Source organism: Devosia salina (assembly GCF_019504385.1).
GTDB classification, from domain to species: domain Bacteria; phylum Pseudomonadota; class Alphaproteobacteria; order Rhizobiales; family Devosiaceae; genus Devosia; species Devosia salina.
On sequence record NZ_CP080590.1, the window covers coordinates 3,613,796 to 3,630,173 of the forward strand.

At 63.9% G+C, this 16,378-nt stretch carries 16 protein-coding genes; 4 read left to right on the forward strand and 12 right to left on the reverse strand.

The features are described 5' to 3' along the window. Positions 1-58: 58 nt before the first annotated feature. From K1X15_RS17720 to K1X15_RS17735, 4 genes are all read right to left on the reverse strand, one after another. A complete protein-coding gene (locus K1X15_RS17720; RefSeq protein ID WP_220304902.1) occupies positions 59-625 on the reverse strand; it encodes a CarD family transcriptional regulator in 567 nt (188 codons plus the stop codon). A gap of 367 nt (positions 626-992) precedes the next feature. Beyond that, positions 993-1,331, reverse strand: coding sequence for a ferredoxin FdxA (fdxA, locus tag K1X15_RS17725; protein ID WP_220304903.1), 339 nt, complete (start codon positions 1,329-1,331; stop codon positions 993-995). A gap of 154 nt (positions 1,332-1,485) precedes the next feature. Continuing rightward, positions 1,486-1,896 carry an RNA-binding S4 domain-containing protein gene (locus K1X15_RS17730; RefSeq protein WP_240549545.1) on the reverse strand — a complete coding sequence of 137 codons (411 nt, stop codon included), beginning with the start codon at positions 1,894-1,896 and terminating at the stop codon, positions 1,486-1,488. Positions 1,897-1,898: 2 nt separating this feature from the next. After that, positions 1,899-4,865 (reverse strand): helicase-related protein, encoded by a 2,967-nt coding sequence (locus K1X15_RS17735; RefSeq protein ID WP_220304904.1) that lies wholly within the window; start codon positions 4,863-4,865, stop codon positions 1,899-1,901. A 505-nt stretch (positions 4,866-5,370) separates the two neighbouring features. Here K1X15_RS17735 and K1X15_RS17740 point away from each other — a divergent pair. Further along, a complete protein-coding gene (locus K1X15_RS17740; protein WP_220304905.1) occupies positions 5,371-5,703 on the forward strand; it encodes a nuclear transport factor 2 family protein in 333 nt (110 codons plus the stop codon). Positions 5,704-6,071: 368 nt separating this feature from the next. On the opposite strand, the gene K1X15_RS17745 is transcribed toward K1X15_RS17740, so the two are convergent. Then, positions 6,072-6,854: a DUF3108 domain-containing protein gene (locus K1X15_RS17745; protein WP_220304906.1), complete on the reverse strand. Its 783-nt coding sequence runs from the start codon at positions 6,852-6,854 to the stop codon at positions 6,072-6,074. Between the two features lie 240 nt (positions 6,855-7,094). Between K1X15_RS17745 and rpmB the strand changes: the two genes are divergently transcribed. Together rpmB and K1X15_RS17755 are read left to right on the forward strand one after the other, a co-directional pair. After that, positions 7,095-7,379, forward strand: a complete 285-nt coding sequence (rpmB, locus tag K1X15_RS17750) for a 50S ribosomal protein L28 (RefSeq protein ID WP_220304907.1) — start codon at positions 7,095-7,097, stop codon at positions 7,377-7,379. 196 nt (positions 7,380-7,575) lie between these two features. Further along, the gene (locus K1X15_RS17755; RefSeq protein WP_220304908.1) at positions 7,576-8,262 is read left to right on the forward strand and encodes a queuosine precursor transporter; all 687 of its coding nucleotides are present in this window, start codon (positions 7,576-7,578) and stop codon (positions 8,260-8,262) included. Between the two features lie 56 nt (positions 8,263-8,318). Here K1X15_RS17755 and K1X15_RS17760 read toward each other — a convergent pair whose 3' ends face one another. The 5 genes from K1X15_RS17760 to K1X15_RS17780 form a co-directional block, all read right to left on the reverse strand. Continuing rightward, complete coding sequence (locus K1X15_RS17760) at positions 8,319-8,705, reverse strand: VOC family protein (RefSeq protein WP_220304909.1); 387 nt, start codon at positions 8,703-8,705, stop codon at positions 8,319-8,321. A 67-nt stretch (positions 8,706-8,772) separates the two neighbouring features. Continuing rightward, the gene (locus tag K1X15_RS17765) at positions 8,773-9,762 is read right to left on the reverse strand and encodes an esterase-like activity of phytase family protein (RefSeq protein ID WP_220304910.1); all 990 of its coding nucleotides are present in this window, start codon (positions 9,760-9,762) and stop codon (positions 8,773-8,775) included. Next, positions 9,759-11,648, reverse strand: a complete 1,890-nt coding sequence (gene cobT, locus K1X15_RS17770) for a cobaltochelatase subunit CobT (protein ID WP_220304911.1) — start codon at positions 11,646-11,648, stop codon at positions 9,759-9,761. Before cobT ends, K1X15_RS17765 begins: the two co-directional genes overlap by 4 nt. A 170-nt stretch (positions 11,649-11,818) precedes the next feature. Beyond that, the gene (gene cobS / locus K1X15_RS17775) at positions 11,819-12,802 is read right to left on the reverse strand and encodes a cobaltochelatase subunit CobS (protein WP_220304912.1); all 984 of its coding nucleotides are present in this window, start codon (positions 12,800-12,802) and stop codon (positions 11,819-11,821) included. Positions 12,803-13,032: 230 nt separating this feature from the next. Next, positions 13,033-13,656 carry a J domain-containing protein gene (locus K1X15_RS17780; protein ID WP_220304913.1) on the reverse strand — a complete coding sequence of 208 codons (624 nt, stop codon included), beginning with the start codon at positions 13,654-13,656 and terminating at the stop codon, positions 13,033-13,035. Positions 13,657-13,697: 41 nt separating this feature from the next. Here K1X15_RS17780 and K1X15_RS17785 point away from each other — a divergent pair, with 41 nt between their 5' ends. Beyond that, the gene (locus tag K1X15_RS17785; RefSeq protein ID WP_220304914.1) at positions 13,698-13,967 is read left to right on the forward strand and encodes a BolA family protein; all 270 of its coding nucleotides are present in this window, start codon (positions 13,698-13,700) and stop codon (positions 13,965-13,967) included. Here K1X15_RS17785 and K1X15_RS17790 read toward each other — a convergent pair whose 3' ends face one another. Further along, positions 13,968-15,266, reverse strand: a complete 1,299-nt coding sequence (locus K1X15_RS17790; RefSeq protein ID WP_220304915.1) for an HlyC/CorC family transporter — start codon at positions 15,264-15,266, stop codon at positions 13,968-13,970. Continuing rightward, positions 15,263-16,378, reverse strand: coding sequence for a 3-dehydroquinate synthase (aroB, locus tag K1X15_RS17795; RefSeq protein ID WP_220304916.1), 1,116 nt, complete (start codon positions 16,376-16,378; stop codon positions 15,263-15,265). Before aroB ends, K1X15_RS17790 begins: the two co-directional genes overlap by 4 nt.

Genomic DNA, 16,378 nt, shown 5'->3' on the forward strand with positions numbered 1-16,378 from the left:
GACGTGAAAAAGGCCGGTGTCGCCACCGGCCTTTTCATCATCAATCGGAAGGAACGGCTTATGCCGCCTCTTCGTCGCTTTCGGCTTCGGCCGCATCGGCCTTGGTGCGCTTCGGGCTCTTGGCAAGCTGCTTTTCGATCAGCTGCACCGCTTCGGTGAGGGTCAGCTTGCGCACCGCGCCGATCTCGCGGCTCATGCGGTCCATGGCCTGCTCGAACAGCTGGCGTTCCGAATAGGACTGCTCGGGCTGTTCCTCGGAGCGGTAGAGGTCGCGGACCACCTCGGAAATCGCGATCAGATCGCCCGAATTGATCTTGGCTTCATATTCCTGGGCGCGGCGCGACCACATGGTGCGCTTGACGCGGGCACGGCCGGTGACGGTATCGAGCGCCTTCTTGACTTCATCGTCTTCGGCCAGCTTGCGCATGCCGACGGACTTGACCTTGGCGACAGGCACGCGAAGGGTCAGCTTGTCCTGCTCGAAGCTGATCACGAACAGCTCCAAGGTCAGGCCAGCGACTTCCTGCTCTTCGATGGCGACGATCATGCCGACGCCATGGGCCGGGTAAACGACATGCTCACCCGTCTTGAACCCGAGCCGCTGCTGCTGCTTCTTGGCTACCATATGCTGGAACTCCTTGTTGACGCCCCAAATGGCTGGTTCCTTGCGGCAAGGACCGGCCATTCCTACTCGTTTGGCGCCCGACCCGGGCGCTTAAGCACAGTCAAACCCCATGTCGCCCCGGGTCCGCTTTTCCGGAACGGCATGCATCCACTCTGTCTGGTGTCAAAAAAATCGTGCCTTGCGGCACGGGCTGGGTGATGGGCTCAACTGCATATGGTGACACCATAGCACAATTTTTCAGCAGAATCAAAAGTTACGAATCAGGCAGCACCAATCGGCCGCCCACCGGGCAGCCTGATATGTCCAGAACGTGACAAAGCCTTGTCGCGGCTTGCAAAAACGTCTCGGGCCCGCCAGGGCGCCGGGCCTAGTCGCCCTCGCCGGGCGCCTCAGTGAAGTATTTGGCCAGCTTGCCGTCCTCGCCATCACGCTCTTTTGCCTCGGGCAAGGGGTCGCGCCGCTCGGTCAGGTTCGGCCAGGAGGCGGAGAATTTGCGGTTGAGCTCAAGCCATTCGTCCAGCCCGCTTTCGGTATCGGGCTTGATGGCTTCGGCGGGGCATTCGGGCTCGCACACGCCACAATCGATGCACTCGTCCGGATGGATCACCAGCATGTTCTCGCCTTCATAGAAGCAGTCCACCGGACACACTTCCACGCAGTCGGTATATTTGCAGGCGATGCAATTGTCGGTGACGATATAGGTCATCTAGGAGGCGATCCCATCTAAGTGCGGACGGACCCTTGGGTGCAGGTCAACCCGCCTGTCTCAACGGGTCCGGTGCTAAACCGTTTTCCGCTTCCTCGCAAGGCCGTCACGAGGGACGGTTTGGCGCAGTCTGCCGCCCGACCGGAAGACTTGCCTAATCCTCGTCTTCACCACGCAATCGGTCGGTATCCCGCCGCTCTTTCTTGGTTGGACGCCCCGCTCCGGACGGTCTTTGCGCGATCGCGGCATCATAGGGCGACAGCTCCGCGCGCGGCACCGGCGGCGGTGACATGTCCTCGTAGAGCCCCTGCGCTTCGCTGGCCGGCCCGCGCCGCGTGCCGCAATCAAGGATGCGCCAGACCACGATGCGGTTGTGCAGCGACATGGTCAGCACATCGCCTGCGCCGACCTTGAAATCGGTACGCTCCGTCTTCTCGGAATTGACGCGAACCGCGCCGCTTTCGATGATTTTCTGCGCCAGCGTGCGCGACTTGACGGCGCGCGAAAAGAACAGGAACCGGTCGAGCCGCTCCTTGCGGATCGGTGTCTCGACCGCCCCGGCCAATTCTATTCCGACTTGCCGCGCAGGGCGGCGAGGGCCGCAAAGGGGCTGTCCGGATCGAACACCGGCTTGCGCTCCTCGCGCGGCGGCCGACGGTCATGACGTTCGCCGCGATCCGCCTTGTCCGGGCGCCCCTTGCCATGCCCGGGCTTGCCGCCATGGGTGCGTTCTTCGCCATCGCCGCGCCGGGGACCCTTGCCATTGTGGCGCGGCCGGTCGTTGCGGCGGCCCTGCTGGCCCTCGGCATCGCCCTCGCCGCGGCGTGGTTGCCGCCCGCGGTGATTATTGTCATTGTGGCGTCGCCCGCCGGGGAACCAGACCTCGTCGAATTCCGGCTCGGCCGGTTCCGTCGCCGCGGCCTCGGCTGGCGCCGCATCGGGCACCACGCCTTCAGAGACAGCACTTTCGCCGACCGTTTCACTCGCGGCAGCGGCTTCATCGACCGGCTCGACACTGGCAGGCGCCGCCTCCAGAGACTGTTCGAGGGCCTCGCTTTCCTCGGAAGCCTCGGCCGGCACCACCGGCGCCGGGGCCTTGGGCGTGCGGCGCACGCGATAGCCCAGCGAGGAGAGGATGGAGGCGAAATCATCGCCCGAGCAACCGAGGAGGCTGGTCATCTCCACGGTGACGCGGAAGCCATTGCCCTCGGCGGCGCCGGCCGGAAGGTCACCGGCATAGGGACGAGAGGCATCGAGCGCGATCAGCGGGCGGATGATGTCGGCCAGGCGCTCGAGAATATCGACGCGCACGGCCCGGCTGCCCGCGACCTTGAAGCCGGCAATTTCGTAAAGCCGCGTATCGACCTCAGGGTCCACGACAAAGGAGGTGCGGCCCGAAAGCACGATATGGGGAATGTCGGTGACGCCCGGCTGGCGCACGCCGCCATGCTTGAGCGCATAAAGGATCAGCGCCAGTTCGCGCGGAGCCGGCTTCAACGAAAGCGGCAGGTAGATGTGATAGGCGCCAAACTTGATGCCGAGCTTTCTCAGCTTGCCGCGCACATCCTGGTCGAGCCCCTTGACCTCGTCGGCCACGGCGTTGCGTGGCAGAAGCCCGATATGCTCGAACAGCTGGTAGGCCAGGCCGCGCGCCGTGCCCTCGAGATCGGCCGGCGCCTCGAGCGCCATGACCTGTTCGAGCACGGTATTGATGTGATGGCGCAGCCAGAGCGAGAGGCGGTCCTGGACCTTTTCCAGATCCGGGCCGGTCAGCGTCTCGTCGGCCAGCATGATGATTCGCGGGCGATAGAGGCTGTCGCCTTCGGCCAGCTCGGCCACGATCTCGCCGCGCCAGCGCAGGCGCCCGTCGGTTGCCAACACGAATTCTTCATTTGGCGAACCGGCCAATCTCTCGGCACGATGGTGTATCTCCGGGGCCACCACCGAGTCGGCTGCGCCGCGCAATCCCTTGGCGTCCATTTCGCCATCATTGCGGGCCAGGGTGAAGCGGAAGCCTTCGAGCGTGCCGATGAGATGGCCTTCCAGCCGCACTTCGCCGCGCTCGGTAATTTCGGGAGATACCATACGTTTGTCTTTCAGATGGCGGAGCAACACACTGGTGCGCCGGTCCACGAAGCGCTGGGTGAGCCGCTCGTGCAGAGCGTCACTCAGGCGGTCCTCAATGTCTCGCGTCTTTTCGCGCCAATAGGTGGGGTCTTCAAGCCAGTTTTTGCGGTTGGCGACAAAGGTCCAGGTCCGGATCTGCTTGATCCGATTACTGAGTGTATCGATGTCACCTTCTGCATTGTCGCAAAACCGGACCTGCTCGGCAATCCAGTCTGCCTTGACCGCTCCAATTCGCCTCAAATCGGAATAAATACGGGTGACGATCTCGCCATGAGCCGCCGGTGAAATCCCCTGATAGTCGGGAATCTGGCAACATTCCCAGAGCAGTTTGACCGCATCGTGACCGCGCGCCAGCGCGCCGGCCTCATTTCGCGCCAGAAATTCCAGCGCCTGCTGGTCGGTCGCAATCGGCACGCGGGTCAGCGTGCGATCCTGCGGCGCCAGCTCCAGGGAATGGCGCAGCCCCTCGATGGAGCCGAAATTGAGGTTGGAATTGCGCCACTGCACGACCTTGACCGGCTCGAAGTCATGGGTTTCGAGGGCAACCACCAGTTCTTCGTCGAACCCTTCCGTGCCGCCCGTGACCCCAAAAGTGCCATTGTGGCGGTGCCGCCCGGCGCGCCCGGCGATCTGGCCCAGTTCGGACGGCGTCAGCGGCCGGCTCTGGTGGCCATCGAACTTGGTGTCGTCGGCAAAGGCGACATGGTGGATGTCCAGATTAAGCCCCATGCCGATGGCATCGGTGGCCACGAGAAAGTCCACATCGCCATTCTGGTAGAGCTCGACCTGGGCATTGCGGGTGCGCGGGCTGAGGGCCCCCATCACCACCGCCGCCCCGCCGCGCTCGCGCCGGATCAATTCGGCAATGGCATAGACCTGGCGGGCCGAGAAGGCGACGATGGCCGAGCGGGCCGGCTGCCGCGACAGTTTCTTCGACCCCGCATAGGTGAGCTGGGAAAAGCGCGGCCGGTCGATGATCTCGGCCTGCGGCACCAGCTTGCGCACCACCCCGGCCATGGTAGCCGAGCCCAGGAGCAAGGTTTCCTGCAGCCCGCGCGCCTTCAGGATGCGGTCGGTAAACACATGACCGCGGTCGAAATCGATCGCGGTCTGGATTTCGTCCACCGCCACGCAATCGACATGGATATCCATGGGCATGGCTTCGACCGTTGCCACCCAGTAGCGCGGCTTGGCCGACACGATGCGCTCTTCGCCGGTGACCAGCGCCACGGCCTGCTCGCCCACCCGCTCGACCACCCTTGTATAGACCTCGCGCGCCAGAAGACGCAGCGGCAGGCCGATCATCCCGGTGGGATGGGCCAGCATGCGCTCGATGGCATAATAGGTCTTGCCGGTATTGGTCGGCCCAAGGATCGCCTTGACCGACTGGGAGGGAAAAAAGCTCATCGCCCCCTATTTAGGGTGTCACTGCGCCGCTTGCGAGAGGCATTGCGCGCTTGTCCCGTCAAAGGACAGTTCCGCCCTGCCAGGGCCACAGGACTTAACGGCCGGAACGAAGGAGGAACGAAACAGAACCGAATCGGCGCGACTCACTGAATCCCGGTTTGTTCACGGCTAGATGTGGGGGGCGGGACTGCCGATTCTATACAAGGCCGGACACTGGGCGCCGAAACAGACCATCCCGGCGGCGCTTTGCGGCCCGGAACCGTTCAGACTGGTTGCCATGGGGTTAATTTCCGGCGGAATGGGCCAAACCTGAATAAGACGTAAACCCATGTTTTTCTGATATTTTTTCTGTCTTCACCGCGTCACACCGAGGAGTCCTGATGTTTTCCTGCGTGTCTTGAGGAAAAACTGCGTTGACGTGCCGGGATGGGACAGCGGCCACTGACAGAGCCTGTCATCGCGCGGGTGCACCATCGGGCCAGTTTCAATCCCGAGGACAGTCGCGATGACGGACCTTTCTCCCTTCACCCTCCCCCAGCCGCTCGCTCGTTATTTCGAGCGCAGAGGCAATGTCGACGCAGCCACGATATTTGCGCCGGCCGCCACCGTGACGGATGAAGGCCACACCTATCGGGGGCCGACTGAAATCGGCCACTGGCTCCGATCGGTCGAGCAACGTTACCGCCCCCGCTATCGCATCCTCGGTGCCGAGACGCACGACAGGCGCACCGTGGTGACCTTTGAGGTATCGGGCACGTTCCCGGGCAGCCCGGCCGTCCTGCGCCAGGCCTTCAGGCTCGATAACGCGGCGCGCATAGAAAGCCTCGAAACGCTCTAGCTGCCCCATTCCGGCACACTATCCGCCCGACTTCGTGTCCCTGCTTAACCTTCGAACCAAACCCGGAACGAACAGGGACTGAATCGGGCGAGAATCACGAATGCGGCTTTGTTCTCTACCAGATGTGGTGGCCCGGGCGGCCTCACCCCACCAGCGCATCCAAGATGTTGCAGATACAGGCAAATTCCCGTTCACCGCTGTGAAGATGGGGTTAATTTGGGCGCTCCGAGCCGCTTTCCTGCCGCCGTCTTACCGGAACAAAGTGCAAATGCCGCCCGTCCGTTAACCGGCAGGCGGCGCGTTCCGGGGGCCATGGCCCCGCAAAATTGTCAAAAAACGCTTTGACCGTCCGAAACCGGGACAGCGCCTCAGCTGTCGGCGCGGGTCAGCACCATGGAGAGATCGCCCATCGAGGTGCCGATATTGACGCGATAGGGAATGAAATAGCCGGTCTCTCCCAGGGGCGCGTACCACAGGATCATGCGGCTGGTCTCGGCGAGATAGCTCGTCATCTCCGAACTCTCGAAATGCCCCGAGATCGGCTGGTACTTGAGCGAGCAGGCCACCAGCGGTCCCTGATAGCCGGTGCGTGGCGAAGTGGCCTCGTCATTGTCGAGAAAGTCGAGACGGATATTGAAGCGCTCGACGCCGGTGAAGATCTTGAGCGTACGGTCGCACAGGTGGCGATCCAGCGCGCCGCCCTTGAGCACGAAGGCGGAGAGAAAATCACCCACCCCGGTCAGTTGCGCGCGCTCCAGCGGCACCCGATCATAGCTGTCGAGAACCGGCGGCTCGACCTGGAAGGCGCTGACATTGCGGTTCTGGTAGCCGACATTGGCCGAGAAGACTTCGCCATTGGCGCGCGTCTCCAGCTTGAAGCTTTGCGACTGCAGGCTCGAGCCAGCCGAGGACCCCGAGGCCGCGGCCGTCGCCGTGCCACTGGCCACCACGCTGCCGAGCCCGGCGACCCGCGCCGACAGGTCGAGCCCGTAGCGCGCGCCATCGTCGGTCAGGTCGATATCGACCAGGGCCACATTGATGCCGCCCACGGTGACGACATAGCTGGCCCGCGCATCCACGGGCGCCGCCTGCGCCGTCTCCAGGGTAAGCGGGGCAAGCGCGGCAAGCAGGACTAGGGCAGTGCGGATCACGGTCGTCTTCTCGGCTGCAGGGTCTCGCGCGCGAAGCCGGCTGCGCGGGACGAATCACGGAATATCCCCAAAGTGACGCCCCCTCGGGGCCGAAGCAAGGCGCTCGCACGCGTTTGAATCGGCCTTTGGCTTGACGCGAGAGGGGCTTTTCTCTAAAGAGCCGCGAGATTTCATGACAAATGAGGCCCGTTGCGGACTTCCCGCCACGTGAGGACCTTTACACAAACAGGATCTAGACCAATGGCACGTCGCTGCGAACTGACCGGCAAGGGCGTTATGATGGGCAACAATGTTTCGCACGCCCTCAACCGCACCCGCCGCCGTTTCCTCCCCAATCTGGTGAACGTCACCCTGATCTCGGACGCGCTGAGCCGTCCGGTCAAGCTGCGCATCACCACTTCGGCCCTGCGCACCGTCGAGCATCGCGGTGGCCTGGACGCGTTCCTCCTCAAGCAGGATGACGCCGACCTGTCCCCGCTGGCCCTGGGCCTCAAGAAGGAAATCCGCGCGGCCCTCGCCGCCTGATCGATCTTCCGATAGATTTTCGACCGCGTGGTGGGCAACTGCCACGCGGTTTTGTTTTGGCGGTGCAACAAATGCGCCGTGGCGCCCTCGAGGCCATCCGAGGGTGACGCAGAAGGGGTGAGATGCTATCTCAGCCCGATATCAAACCCCGCCCCGGTCTGTTGCCGGTCAGCGGTCACACAGAAAGTGCAGTCAGATGCTGTCTCGTTTCCTCGCGGCCGTGGCCGCCATGGTCGTGGTCGTCGCCGCGTCCAATATCCTGGTGCTCTACCCCTTCCAGTTCCAGCTCGGTCCGGTCAACCTGGCCGATCTGTTGACCTGGGGCGCCTTCACCTTCCCCTTCGCTTTCCTGGTCACCGACCTGACCAACCGCTATGACGGCCCGCAAAAGGCGCGGCTCGTGGTGCTGGTCGGCTTCCTGGTCGGCCTTGGATGCTCGTTCTATCTCAGCTACCACCCGTTGCCCTGGAACCCCGAGGGCGGCTCGGCCACCACCCAGCGCATCGCCGTGGCCTCGGCCGCCGCTTTCGTGATCGGGCAATTGCTCGACATCACCATCTTCTCGCGCCTGCGTGCGGCCAAGGCCTGGTTCCTGCCGCCACTGGCCGGCTCACTGTTCGGCTCGGTGCTCGACACCACGATCTTCTTTACGATCGCCTTCGCCCCGGCCCTGGCGGGCATCGATGCCCTGTTCGGCCTCGAGGACGGTTCGCTGGGCTTCCCCGCCCCCTGGCTGGGCGTCGGCCCCGAAGTGCCGCTCTGGTTCTCGCTGGCCTGTGGCGACTTCCTGGTCAAGTTCCTGGCCGCCCTGCTGCTGCTGGCGCCCTATCGCGCGCTGATGGGCAAGCTCAAGCCCCTGCCGCCGCTCGGCGCCCTGGCCTGAAACGCCAATCGCGATGATTGCTGGCACCGGTCCATTCGTGGGCCGGTGTTTTGCCTTCAGGAGCCCCGCGGCGGCATGAAGGCATTGTCTGCGGCCGGCTCCAGGATGGAGAAGACATTGCCCTCCGGATCCTTGCAGGTGATGAGGTCGCCCACGCCAGGCATGGCGGTTTTTGGCACGATGATGCTGCCACCGCGCTCGGTGATCTTCCTGGCGTAGTCATCGGCCGAGGGCACCTCGATGGTCGGTGTCATGGATTGCCAGGGCCTGTCGCGCTGGGCAATGCCGCCACCGATCCCCGTACCATCCTGTCCGGTGCCGAGCAGCCAATAGGGTATGGGTCCATCGAGCTTGATGATCGGCCAGTCAAATACCTCCGCATAGAACTGGGCCGCGCGCTGCGGATCGTCCGCGGCAATATCGATGTGAACGAAATGCGGCATGGCACCACCTCCCGAATGTGTCATTGCTGCACGAAGCGGGCGGGGGCGGGTTGACGCCGGTCAAGAATTATTCGGGCAGCGCGAACTCGAGCAGCAGGGTGCGCTGCCAGTCATTGAAGTTATTGTCCGAACCGATGAGGATGCGGGTCTCGCCACCCGGCGTCCGGTGCACCAGCAGGCTTTCCATGTTGTCGATCTCGCCGCCCTGGGCCGAGAGCAGCAATTGCCCTTGCATCAGATTGCCGGGCCGCACTTCTGCCGCCGGCACGCGCCGCAGGTTCATCACGAAGGCGAAGAGCGACACGCCCCGCTCGAGCACCAGCAGGTCACCATTGGGCAGGAACTTGCAGTCGGTCGGGTTGACGATGGGGCTGTTGACATAGCCGATCGGCCCCTTGTCCCGGGCCCCGAGCAATTCGCCGCGGTGATTGCCGTTTTCATCCAGCGCCTCCTCGGTGAGCAGCAGGGTCGATCCCGCGATGGGCGAGGCCGGCGGCGCCACGCAGGCGGCTTCCAGTGAACCATTGGTCCGCAGATCGCTCAGCCATTGCGGTATGCCGATCTCGCGCGCCGCCCCTGCGGGCTTGCCGTCGCTGATGGCGAAATCGGCGACGCGCGTCAGGTGTTCGAAGCTCACTCGGATGGCCGCGGGTTCGCCATTGCGCCAGATCGTGTCGGCGCCCTCCGCATCCTTGGCATATTGGCGCGGCAGCACCTCGCCGCCGGAATTGCGCATCGGCTCTATGGTGACGCCGATGAAACCAAAGAGCCGGTCCGACTGGTCATAGGCCAGTTGCCCGGCGATGAAATTGCCGCGGTCGGAAATGAAAGTGACGCGCTGGTCCGGCCCCGTCTGGGCAAGGCTCGACAGGCCGCCAAAGGTGTCGTCGGGACTCTGCAGCGTCAATCCGCCACGAAAGATCAGCCCTTCGACCGGCTGGTCGAGTTCGGCCCCCTTGAACCGGGTCACCGGCGCGGCGCTCACCGTCGCCTCCACCGCCCCGGCTGGAGAAGCCAGGAGCAGCAGGGCGGCGGCAAGGGCAGACCGCACCATCATCCCCGGGCCCGCCTTCGGCTCTGGGCCGGCATTTCCTCGTCGAACAGCGCCGCCAGTTCGTCTGTCAGCGCCCCCGCCAGTTCCTCGGCATCCAGCAGCGTCACCGCGCGGCGATAATAGCGGGTCACGTCGTGACCGATGCCCACGGCCACGAGCTGGATGGGCGAGCGGGTCTCGATATCTTCGATCACCTGCCGCAGATGGGCCTCGAGGTAATTGCCGGCATTGACCGACTGCGTCGAGTCGTCGACCGGCGCGCCATCGGAAATCACCATCATGATGCGGCGCTGCTCGGGGCGGGCCATCAACCGCTTGCGCGCCCATTCGAGCGCCTCGCCATCGATATTTTCCTTGAGCAGGCCCTCGCGCATCATGAGGCCCAGATTGCGCCGCGCATGGCGCCAGGGCTCGTCGGCGGCCTTGTAAATGATATGGCGAATGTCATTGACGCGACCGGGATTGGCCGGGCGATTGGCTTCGAGCCAGGCCTCGCGGCTCTTGCCGCCCTTCCAGGCGCGGGTGGTGAAGCCCAGGATTTCGACCTTGACGCCGCAACGCTCCAGCGTGCGCGCGAGAATGTCTCCGCAGATCGCCGCAATGGTGATCGGGCGGCCGCGCATCGAGCCGGAATTGTCGATCAGAAGGGTCACGACCGTGTCGCGGAAGTCGGTGTCGTTCTCGACCTTGAAGCTGAGCGCCTGCAGCGGATCGGTGACCACGCGGGTGAGACGGGCCGTATCGAGCAGGCCCTCTTCGAGATCGAACTGCCAGCTGCGGTTCTGCTTGGCCATCAGGCGCCGCTGCAGCTTGTTGGCCAGCCGTGCCACGGCACCCGCGAGGTTTTCGAGCTGCTTGTCGAGCAGGGCACGCAACTGGTCGAGCTCGTCGGGCGGGCACAGCTCGGCCGCCTTGACGATCTCGTCATATTTCTGCGTGAACACCTTGTAGTTGAACTGGTTGGATAAGCGCTCGCCGCCATCCTTGGCGGGCGGGGGCATCGGCGCATCCTCGCCCGCCTCGGCCTCGGCATCCTCGTCGGCATCGGCCATGTCGGCCTCCATGCCTTCGACATCGCCGGTGTCTTCGCTTTCGCCGGCCTGCTGGTCCTCGTCCGAATCGGCCTGCTCGTTTTCGCCGTCGCCCTGCTCGGGTGCCTCGTCCGACCCCTGGGCCTGTTCAGGCTGGTTGTCCTCGGCGGCATCCTCGTCGCTCTCGGAGGGATCCTCCATGTCGCTTTCGGCAATGAGATTGAGATCGCGCAGCACCTTGCGGGCCGCCTTGGAGAAATCCTCCTGGCTCTCATAGGCCTCGAGCAGGCCTTCGAGCGAGGTGCCTGCCTTGGCTTCGATTTCGCCGCGCCACAGATCGACCAGCGCATGGCCAGAAGGCGGCACGTCGACCCCGGCCAGCTTCTCCCGCAGGATCAGTCCCAGCGCTTCGGCCAGCGGGGCGTCGCCCTTGTCGTCCACTTCGGCGAAATTGGCGCGGAACAGCCGGTCTTCCAGCATTTCATGGATATTGCCGGTCATGCCCGGCATGCGGATGCAGCCCAGCGATTCGACGCGCGCCTGTTCCAGCGCATCAAAGGCGGCGCGCGCCTGCGGGTCCATGGGCGAGCGCTTGCGATGCGTTTCCGGATCGTGGCTGGCGAGCCGCATGGCCATGGCATCGCCCTGGCCGCGGGCAATGGCGATGTCGCGCTTGGTCGGCAGGCGCGGCAGATTGGCCAACCGGGCCTTGTCCGAGGTGAGCAGGGGCCGGTCCGCGGTGAAGCTCACCTCCAGGTCGGCCTTGCCCCCGATGGCGCGCACCGTCGCACCCATGGCCGATTTGAAGGCCTGGGTCTGGTCGGGCTTGTTGGGCTTGCTGCGCGGTGGTTGTGCCATGGTCGTCAATTCGCTTCTGGCCGGAGAAGGATAAGGCCCCCTCACCCGGCCCGTTGGGCCGACCTCTCCCCCAGGGGGAGAGGTAACGTTGTGGCGCGCTCGGTGCCCACTTCACCTCTCCCTTTGGGGGAGAGGTCGCCGCGCAGCGGCGGGTGAGGGGGCCTTGCGAGTTAGGCCATCACCGCCAGGTTGGCGGAGCTTTCCGGCAGGTCTTCGCCGAACACGCGCTGGTAGAACTCGGCCACTACCGGGCGTTCGAGCTCGTCGCACTTGTTGAGGAAGGTCAGGCGGAAGGCAAAGCCGATATCGCCGCCGAAGATGACGGCATTTTCCGCCCAGGTGATGACGCCGCGCGGGCTCATGACGGTGGAAATATCGCCATTGATGAAGGCCGAGCGCGTCAGGTCCGCCAGGCGCACCATATTGGCGATCTGCTTCTTGCCCTTCTCGGTCTCGCCATAGCTCTTGTTCTTGGCGAGCACGATGCCGACTTCCTTGTCATGCGGCAGGTAATTGAGCGTCGTCACGATGCTCCAGCGGTCCATCTGGCCCTGGTTGATCTGCTGGGTGCCATGATAGAGCCCCGAGGTGTCACCCAGGCCAATGGTATTGGTGGTCGAGAACAGGCGGAAAGCCGGATGGGGCACGATGACGCGGTTCTGGTCGAGCAGCGTCAGCCGGCCCGACTGTTCGAGCACGCGCTGGATCACGAACATCACGTCCGGGCGGCCGGCATCATATTCGTCGAACACCAGCGCGACATTGTTCTGCACCGCCCAGGGCAGGATGCCGTCGCGGAATTCGGTGATCTGCTTGCCGTCCTTGAGGACGATCGCATCCTTGCCGACGAGGTCGATACGCGACACGTGACTATCGAGATTGACGCGGACCAGCGGCCAGTTGAGGCGCGCCGCGACCTGCTCGATATGGGTCGACTTGCCGGTGCCGTGATAGCCCTGCACCATGACGCGGCGGTTATAGGCAAAGCCGGCCAGGATCGCGAGCGTGGTGTTGCGGTCGAACAGGTAGTCCGGGTCGATCGGCGGCACGTGGTCCGTGCGCTCCTTGTAGCCCTTGACCACCATGTCGGTATCGATGCCGAAAAGGTCGCGCGCCTTGTATTCGGTGTCAGGCAGATTGGCGAATTCAGTCATGGTCGGGCTCTTGGAAATGCGGAAGAAAATTCATCGAAGGCGGTGGCTCTATAGCAGCATTGTGACGGGGCGGGTAGCCTTGGATCGGTGAAGCAGGGGTGCCGAACACCCCCACCCTTGATCCCTCCCCACAAGGGGGAGGGAGACGATGAACACCAACACCTCGGCCCTGCGCCTCCCTCCCCTCGATGGGGAGGGAATGAGGGTGGGGTGATGCAACGCGCAGAACGCTACCGCACCACGAACCCCTGTTTCTTCAGATGCGTATAGGCCGCGATCACCGTGCGCAGGCGCTCCTCGGACGAGGCATCTCCACCATTGACGTCCGGATGGTGCTTCTTGACCAGCGCCTTGTAGGCGGCCTTGATCTCGTCGGACTTGGCATGCTTGGTGAAGCCAAGGGTCTCCAGCGCCCGTCGATCCGGCTCGTTGAGCGGCTTGACGCGCTCGGTCGCCGGCCGTTTGGACTGCTGATAGCGGTAGCGCGCAAACACCCCGAACGGATCACCATATTTGTCACCCGGCTTTGCCGCATTGCGCCCGGCAGCCCGTGCCGTGCCGGGATTGCCGGTGGCAAAGCTCGACCGTGACTCGGCCTTGGGCGGGGTGTGCAGGGCTTCGTCCAGCTCTTCCGGGCTCATGCCGGCAAAGTAGTTGAAGGCCTTGTTGTAGTGGCGCACATGCTCGAGGCAGAAATTGTGGTACTGGCCTTCCGAGCGCACCCCCTTGGGGGCCTTGAACTCGCCCGGCTCCTCGCAGCCTTCCCAGTCGCAGGTCACCGTTACCGGCTCGGCCTTTTCCTCGCGGCGCGAACGGATGCGAATATTATCGAAGAGCTTGGATTGCAGTTTCATTGTGCCTAGTTAGATCTCTACCGATTTGGAGGCGAAAACCCATGTCCATGACGGACACGATCCACGCCAAGCTCACCCAGCAATTCGCACCCCTCCACCTGGAGGTGATCGATGAGTCCCAATTGCACCACGGCCATGCCGGTTGGCGCGAAGGTGGTGAAACTCATTTTCGTGTCAGAATCGCGACCCGCAATTTTGACGGGATGAGCCGCGTTGCGCAACACCGCGCGGTAATGCAGGCGCTGGACGATGAATTGAAGGCAAGCGTTCATGCCCTCGCCATCGAGGTGCTGCCGCCCGGCTCCATATAGTCAACTGGCGGCGGTTTCGCCACCCTGCATCGCCGGGGTGATCTTCACTTTCGACACGCGCTGCCGGTCCCGCTCCAGCACCAGGAAGCTGAAGCCATGCGCCTCGACCTGGTGCCCCGGCTCGGGAATGAGCTTGGCGGCATTGATGACGATGCCCGCAACGGTATTGGCGTGTTCGTCCGGCAAGTCCCAGTCGAGCAGGCGGTTGATGTCGCGGATGGCGATGCTGGCATCGACGATGAAGCTGCCGTCATCCTGCTTGTCGATGCCGAACACGGCTTCGTCATCGGGCTCGTCATGCTCGTCGGAAATGTCCCCGACGATTTCCTCGATGATGTCCTCGAGCGTCACCAGCCCTTCGAGCACCCCATATTCATCGAGCACCAGCGCCATGTGCGAATGGCGCTTGAGAAACGCGGTCAGCTGCACCTGAACCGGCGTCGACTGCGGAATGAACCAGGGCTTTGTCATGATCTGCCGAATGTCGACGCGCGATGCGTCGCCATTGACCGCCATCAGCGCCCGCAGCACGTCCTTGGCGTGGATGATGCCGATGACGTCGTCCGTCTCACCTTGGTAGAGCGGGATGCGGGTATAGGCGCTGTCCAGCACCGCCTTGACCAGTTCGTCCGCGCTCATGGTGGCGTCTAGGGCCAGCATCTGCGTGCGGTGCACCATGACGTCGCTGACCACCAGGTCGCGCAGGTCCAACAGGCCGCCCAGCATGTCGCGGTCGCCCTTGACCACTTCGCCTTCCGAATGCAGCAGGTCCAGCGTGCCGCGGATTTCGTCATGGCCGGAAATGGCGCTGACATGGCTGGCATCGATCCCGAAGACCCTGAGGATGGTGTTGACGATGGCCTGCACGGCCAGCGTCACCGGTGCAAAGACGAACACCACGATGCGGATGACCGGTGCCACGCCCAGCGCGAAACCATCGGGGCGCATCAGTGCCAGCGTCTTGGGCAGCACCTCGGAAAAGATCACCACCGCCGCCGTCATGGCGATGGTGGCATAGGCAATGCCCGATTGGCCGAACAGCGCGATGAGCACGCTTGCCGCCAGGGTCGAGGCCAGGATGTTGACGATATTGTTGCCAAGGAGAATGGCCCCGATCAGCCGCTCCTTTTCGCCGGTGAGGGTCTCGACCAGCACCGCCCGCTTGTCGCCCGAGCGCGCCAATTGATGCATGCGGGCTCGGGAGGCCGCCGTCAGTGCCGTTTCCGAGCCGGAAAAGAAAAAGCTCATCGCCAGCAGCAGCAGGATGCCGGCCGAAGTCAGCCACAGGGAAATGCTCATGATGCGCGCGCCTGATCAAGGAATGCCCGAACCGCGTCCGGGTCGACCTGTCTTTCGATAAAGGCCTGGCCGATGCCGCGGGTGAGGATGAAGGTCAGCGCGCCGCGCGACACTTTCTTGTCCTGGGCAATGGCAGCCATCAGCACATCGGTCGAACCGAGTTCGCCCGGAATGTCGCTAAGCCGCGTCGGCAGGCCCGCCAGCTTCAAATGTGCCGCCACCCGGCCCACATCCTGCCCCGGCGCCAGGCCCAGACGGTTGGAAAAGCCATGCGCCAGCACCATGCCGATGGCAACGCCCTCGCCATGCAGCAGACGGTCGGAATAGCCCGTGTCCTTTTCGAGCGCATGGCCGAAAGTGTGCCCGAGATTGAGCAGGGCCCTTACCCCGGTTTCCTTCTCGTCCTCGATCACCACCCGCGCCTTGTGCGCGCAGCAGCGGGCAATCGCCTCGCCACGGGCCGGGCCGCCCGCAAAGATCTCGGCGCGATTGGCTTCGAGCCACTCGAAAAATTCCGGATCATCGATGAGGCCATATTTGACCACTTCGGCATAGCCGGCCGCGAACTGGCGCGGCGCCAGTGTATCGAGGGCGGAGAGGTCGGCCAGCACCAGCCTGGGCTGGTGAAAAGCGCCGACCAGGTTCTTGCCATGGGGCGAATTGATACCGGTCTTGCCACCCACCGACGAGTCCACCTGCGCCAGGAGCGAGGTGGGAATCTGCACGAAATCCATGCCGCGCCGCGTCACCGAGGCCGCAAAGCCCGCCAGATCGCCGATCACCCCGCCGCCCAGCGCAATGACCAGGTCGCCGCGCTCCAGCTTGGCCGCCAGCAGGCCCTCAACCACCTTTTCGAGCATGGCATAGCTCTTGGTGCTCTCGCCGGCCGGCAATGTTATGACATCATAGGACAGGCCTGCCGCGTCGAGCCCGGCGACGAGGCGCGGCAATTGCGCTGCGGCCACGGTCTCGTCGGTGACGATGCCATAGCGCCGCCCCGGGAATGTCTCGCGCAGAATGGCACCGGCTTCATCGATCAGCTTTGGACCGATGAGAATGTCATAGGCGCGGTCTCCCAGCGCGACATGAACTTTGTGGTCGATTCCGGCCAT

Bases quoted from the DNA above. Each gene is read 5' to 3' on its own strand.
- K1X15_RS17720 (WP_220304902.1), bottom strand. From the start codon at position 625: ATGGTAGCCAAGAAGCAGCAGCAGCGGCTCGGGTTCAAGACGGGTGAG.
- fdxA (WP_220304903.1), bottom strand. From the start codon at position 1,331: ATGACCTATATCGTCACCGACAATTGCATCGCCTGCAAATATACCGAC.
- K1X15_RS17735 (WP_220304904.1), bottom strand. From the start codon at position 4,865: ATGAGCTTTTTTCCCTCCCAGTCGGTCAAGGCGATCCTTGGGCCGACC.
- K1X15_RS17740 (WP_220304905.1), top strand. From the start codon at position 5,371: ATGACGGACCTTTCTCCCTTCACCCTCCCCCAGCCGCTCGCTCGTTAT.
- rpmB (WP_220304907.1), top strand. From the start codon at position 7,095: ATGGCACGTCGCTGCGAACTGACCGGCAAGGGCGTTATGATGGGCAAC.
- K1X15_RS17755 (WP_220304908.1), top strand. From the start codon at position 7,576: ATGCTGTCTCGTTTCCTCGCGGCCGTGGCCGCCATGGTCGTGGTCGTC.
- K1X15_RS17760 (WP_220304909.1), bottom strand. From the start codon at position 8,705: ATGCCGCATTTCGTTCACATCGATATTGCCGCGGACGATCCGCAGCGC.
- K1X15_RS17765 (WP_220304910.1), bottom strand. From the start codon at position 9,762: ATGATGGTGCGGTCTGCCCTTGCCGCCGCCCTGCTGCTCCTGGCTTCT.
- cobT (WP_220304911.1), bottom strand. From the start codon at position 11,648: ATGGCACAACCACCGCGCAGCAAGCCCAACAAGCCCGACCAGACCCAG.
- cobS (WP_220304912.1), bottom strand. From the start codon at position 12,802: ATGACTGAATTCGCCAATCTGCCTGACACCGAATACAAGGCGCGCGAC.
- K1X15_RS17780 (WP_220304913.1), bottom strand. From the start codon at position 13,656: ATGAAACTGCAATCCAAGCTCTTCGATAATATTCGCATCCGTTCGCGC.
- K1X15_RS17785 (WP_220304914.1), top strand. From the start codon at position 13,698: ATGTCCATGACGGACACGATCCACGCCAAGCTCACCCAGCAATTCGCA.
- K1X15_RS17790 (WP_220304915.1), bottom strand. From the start codon at position 15,266: ATGAGCATTTCCCTGTGGCTGACTTCGGCCGGCATCCTGCTGCTGCTG.
- aroB (WP_220304916.1), bottom strand. From the start codon at position 16,378: ATGGCCGGAATCGACCACAAAGTTCATGTCGCGCTGGGAGACCGCGCC.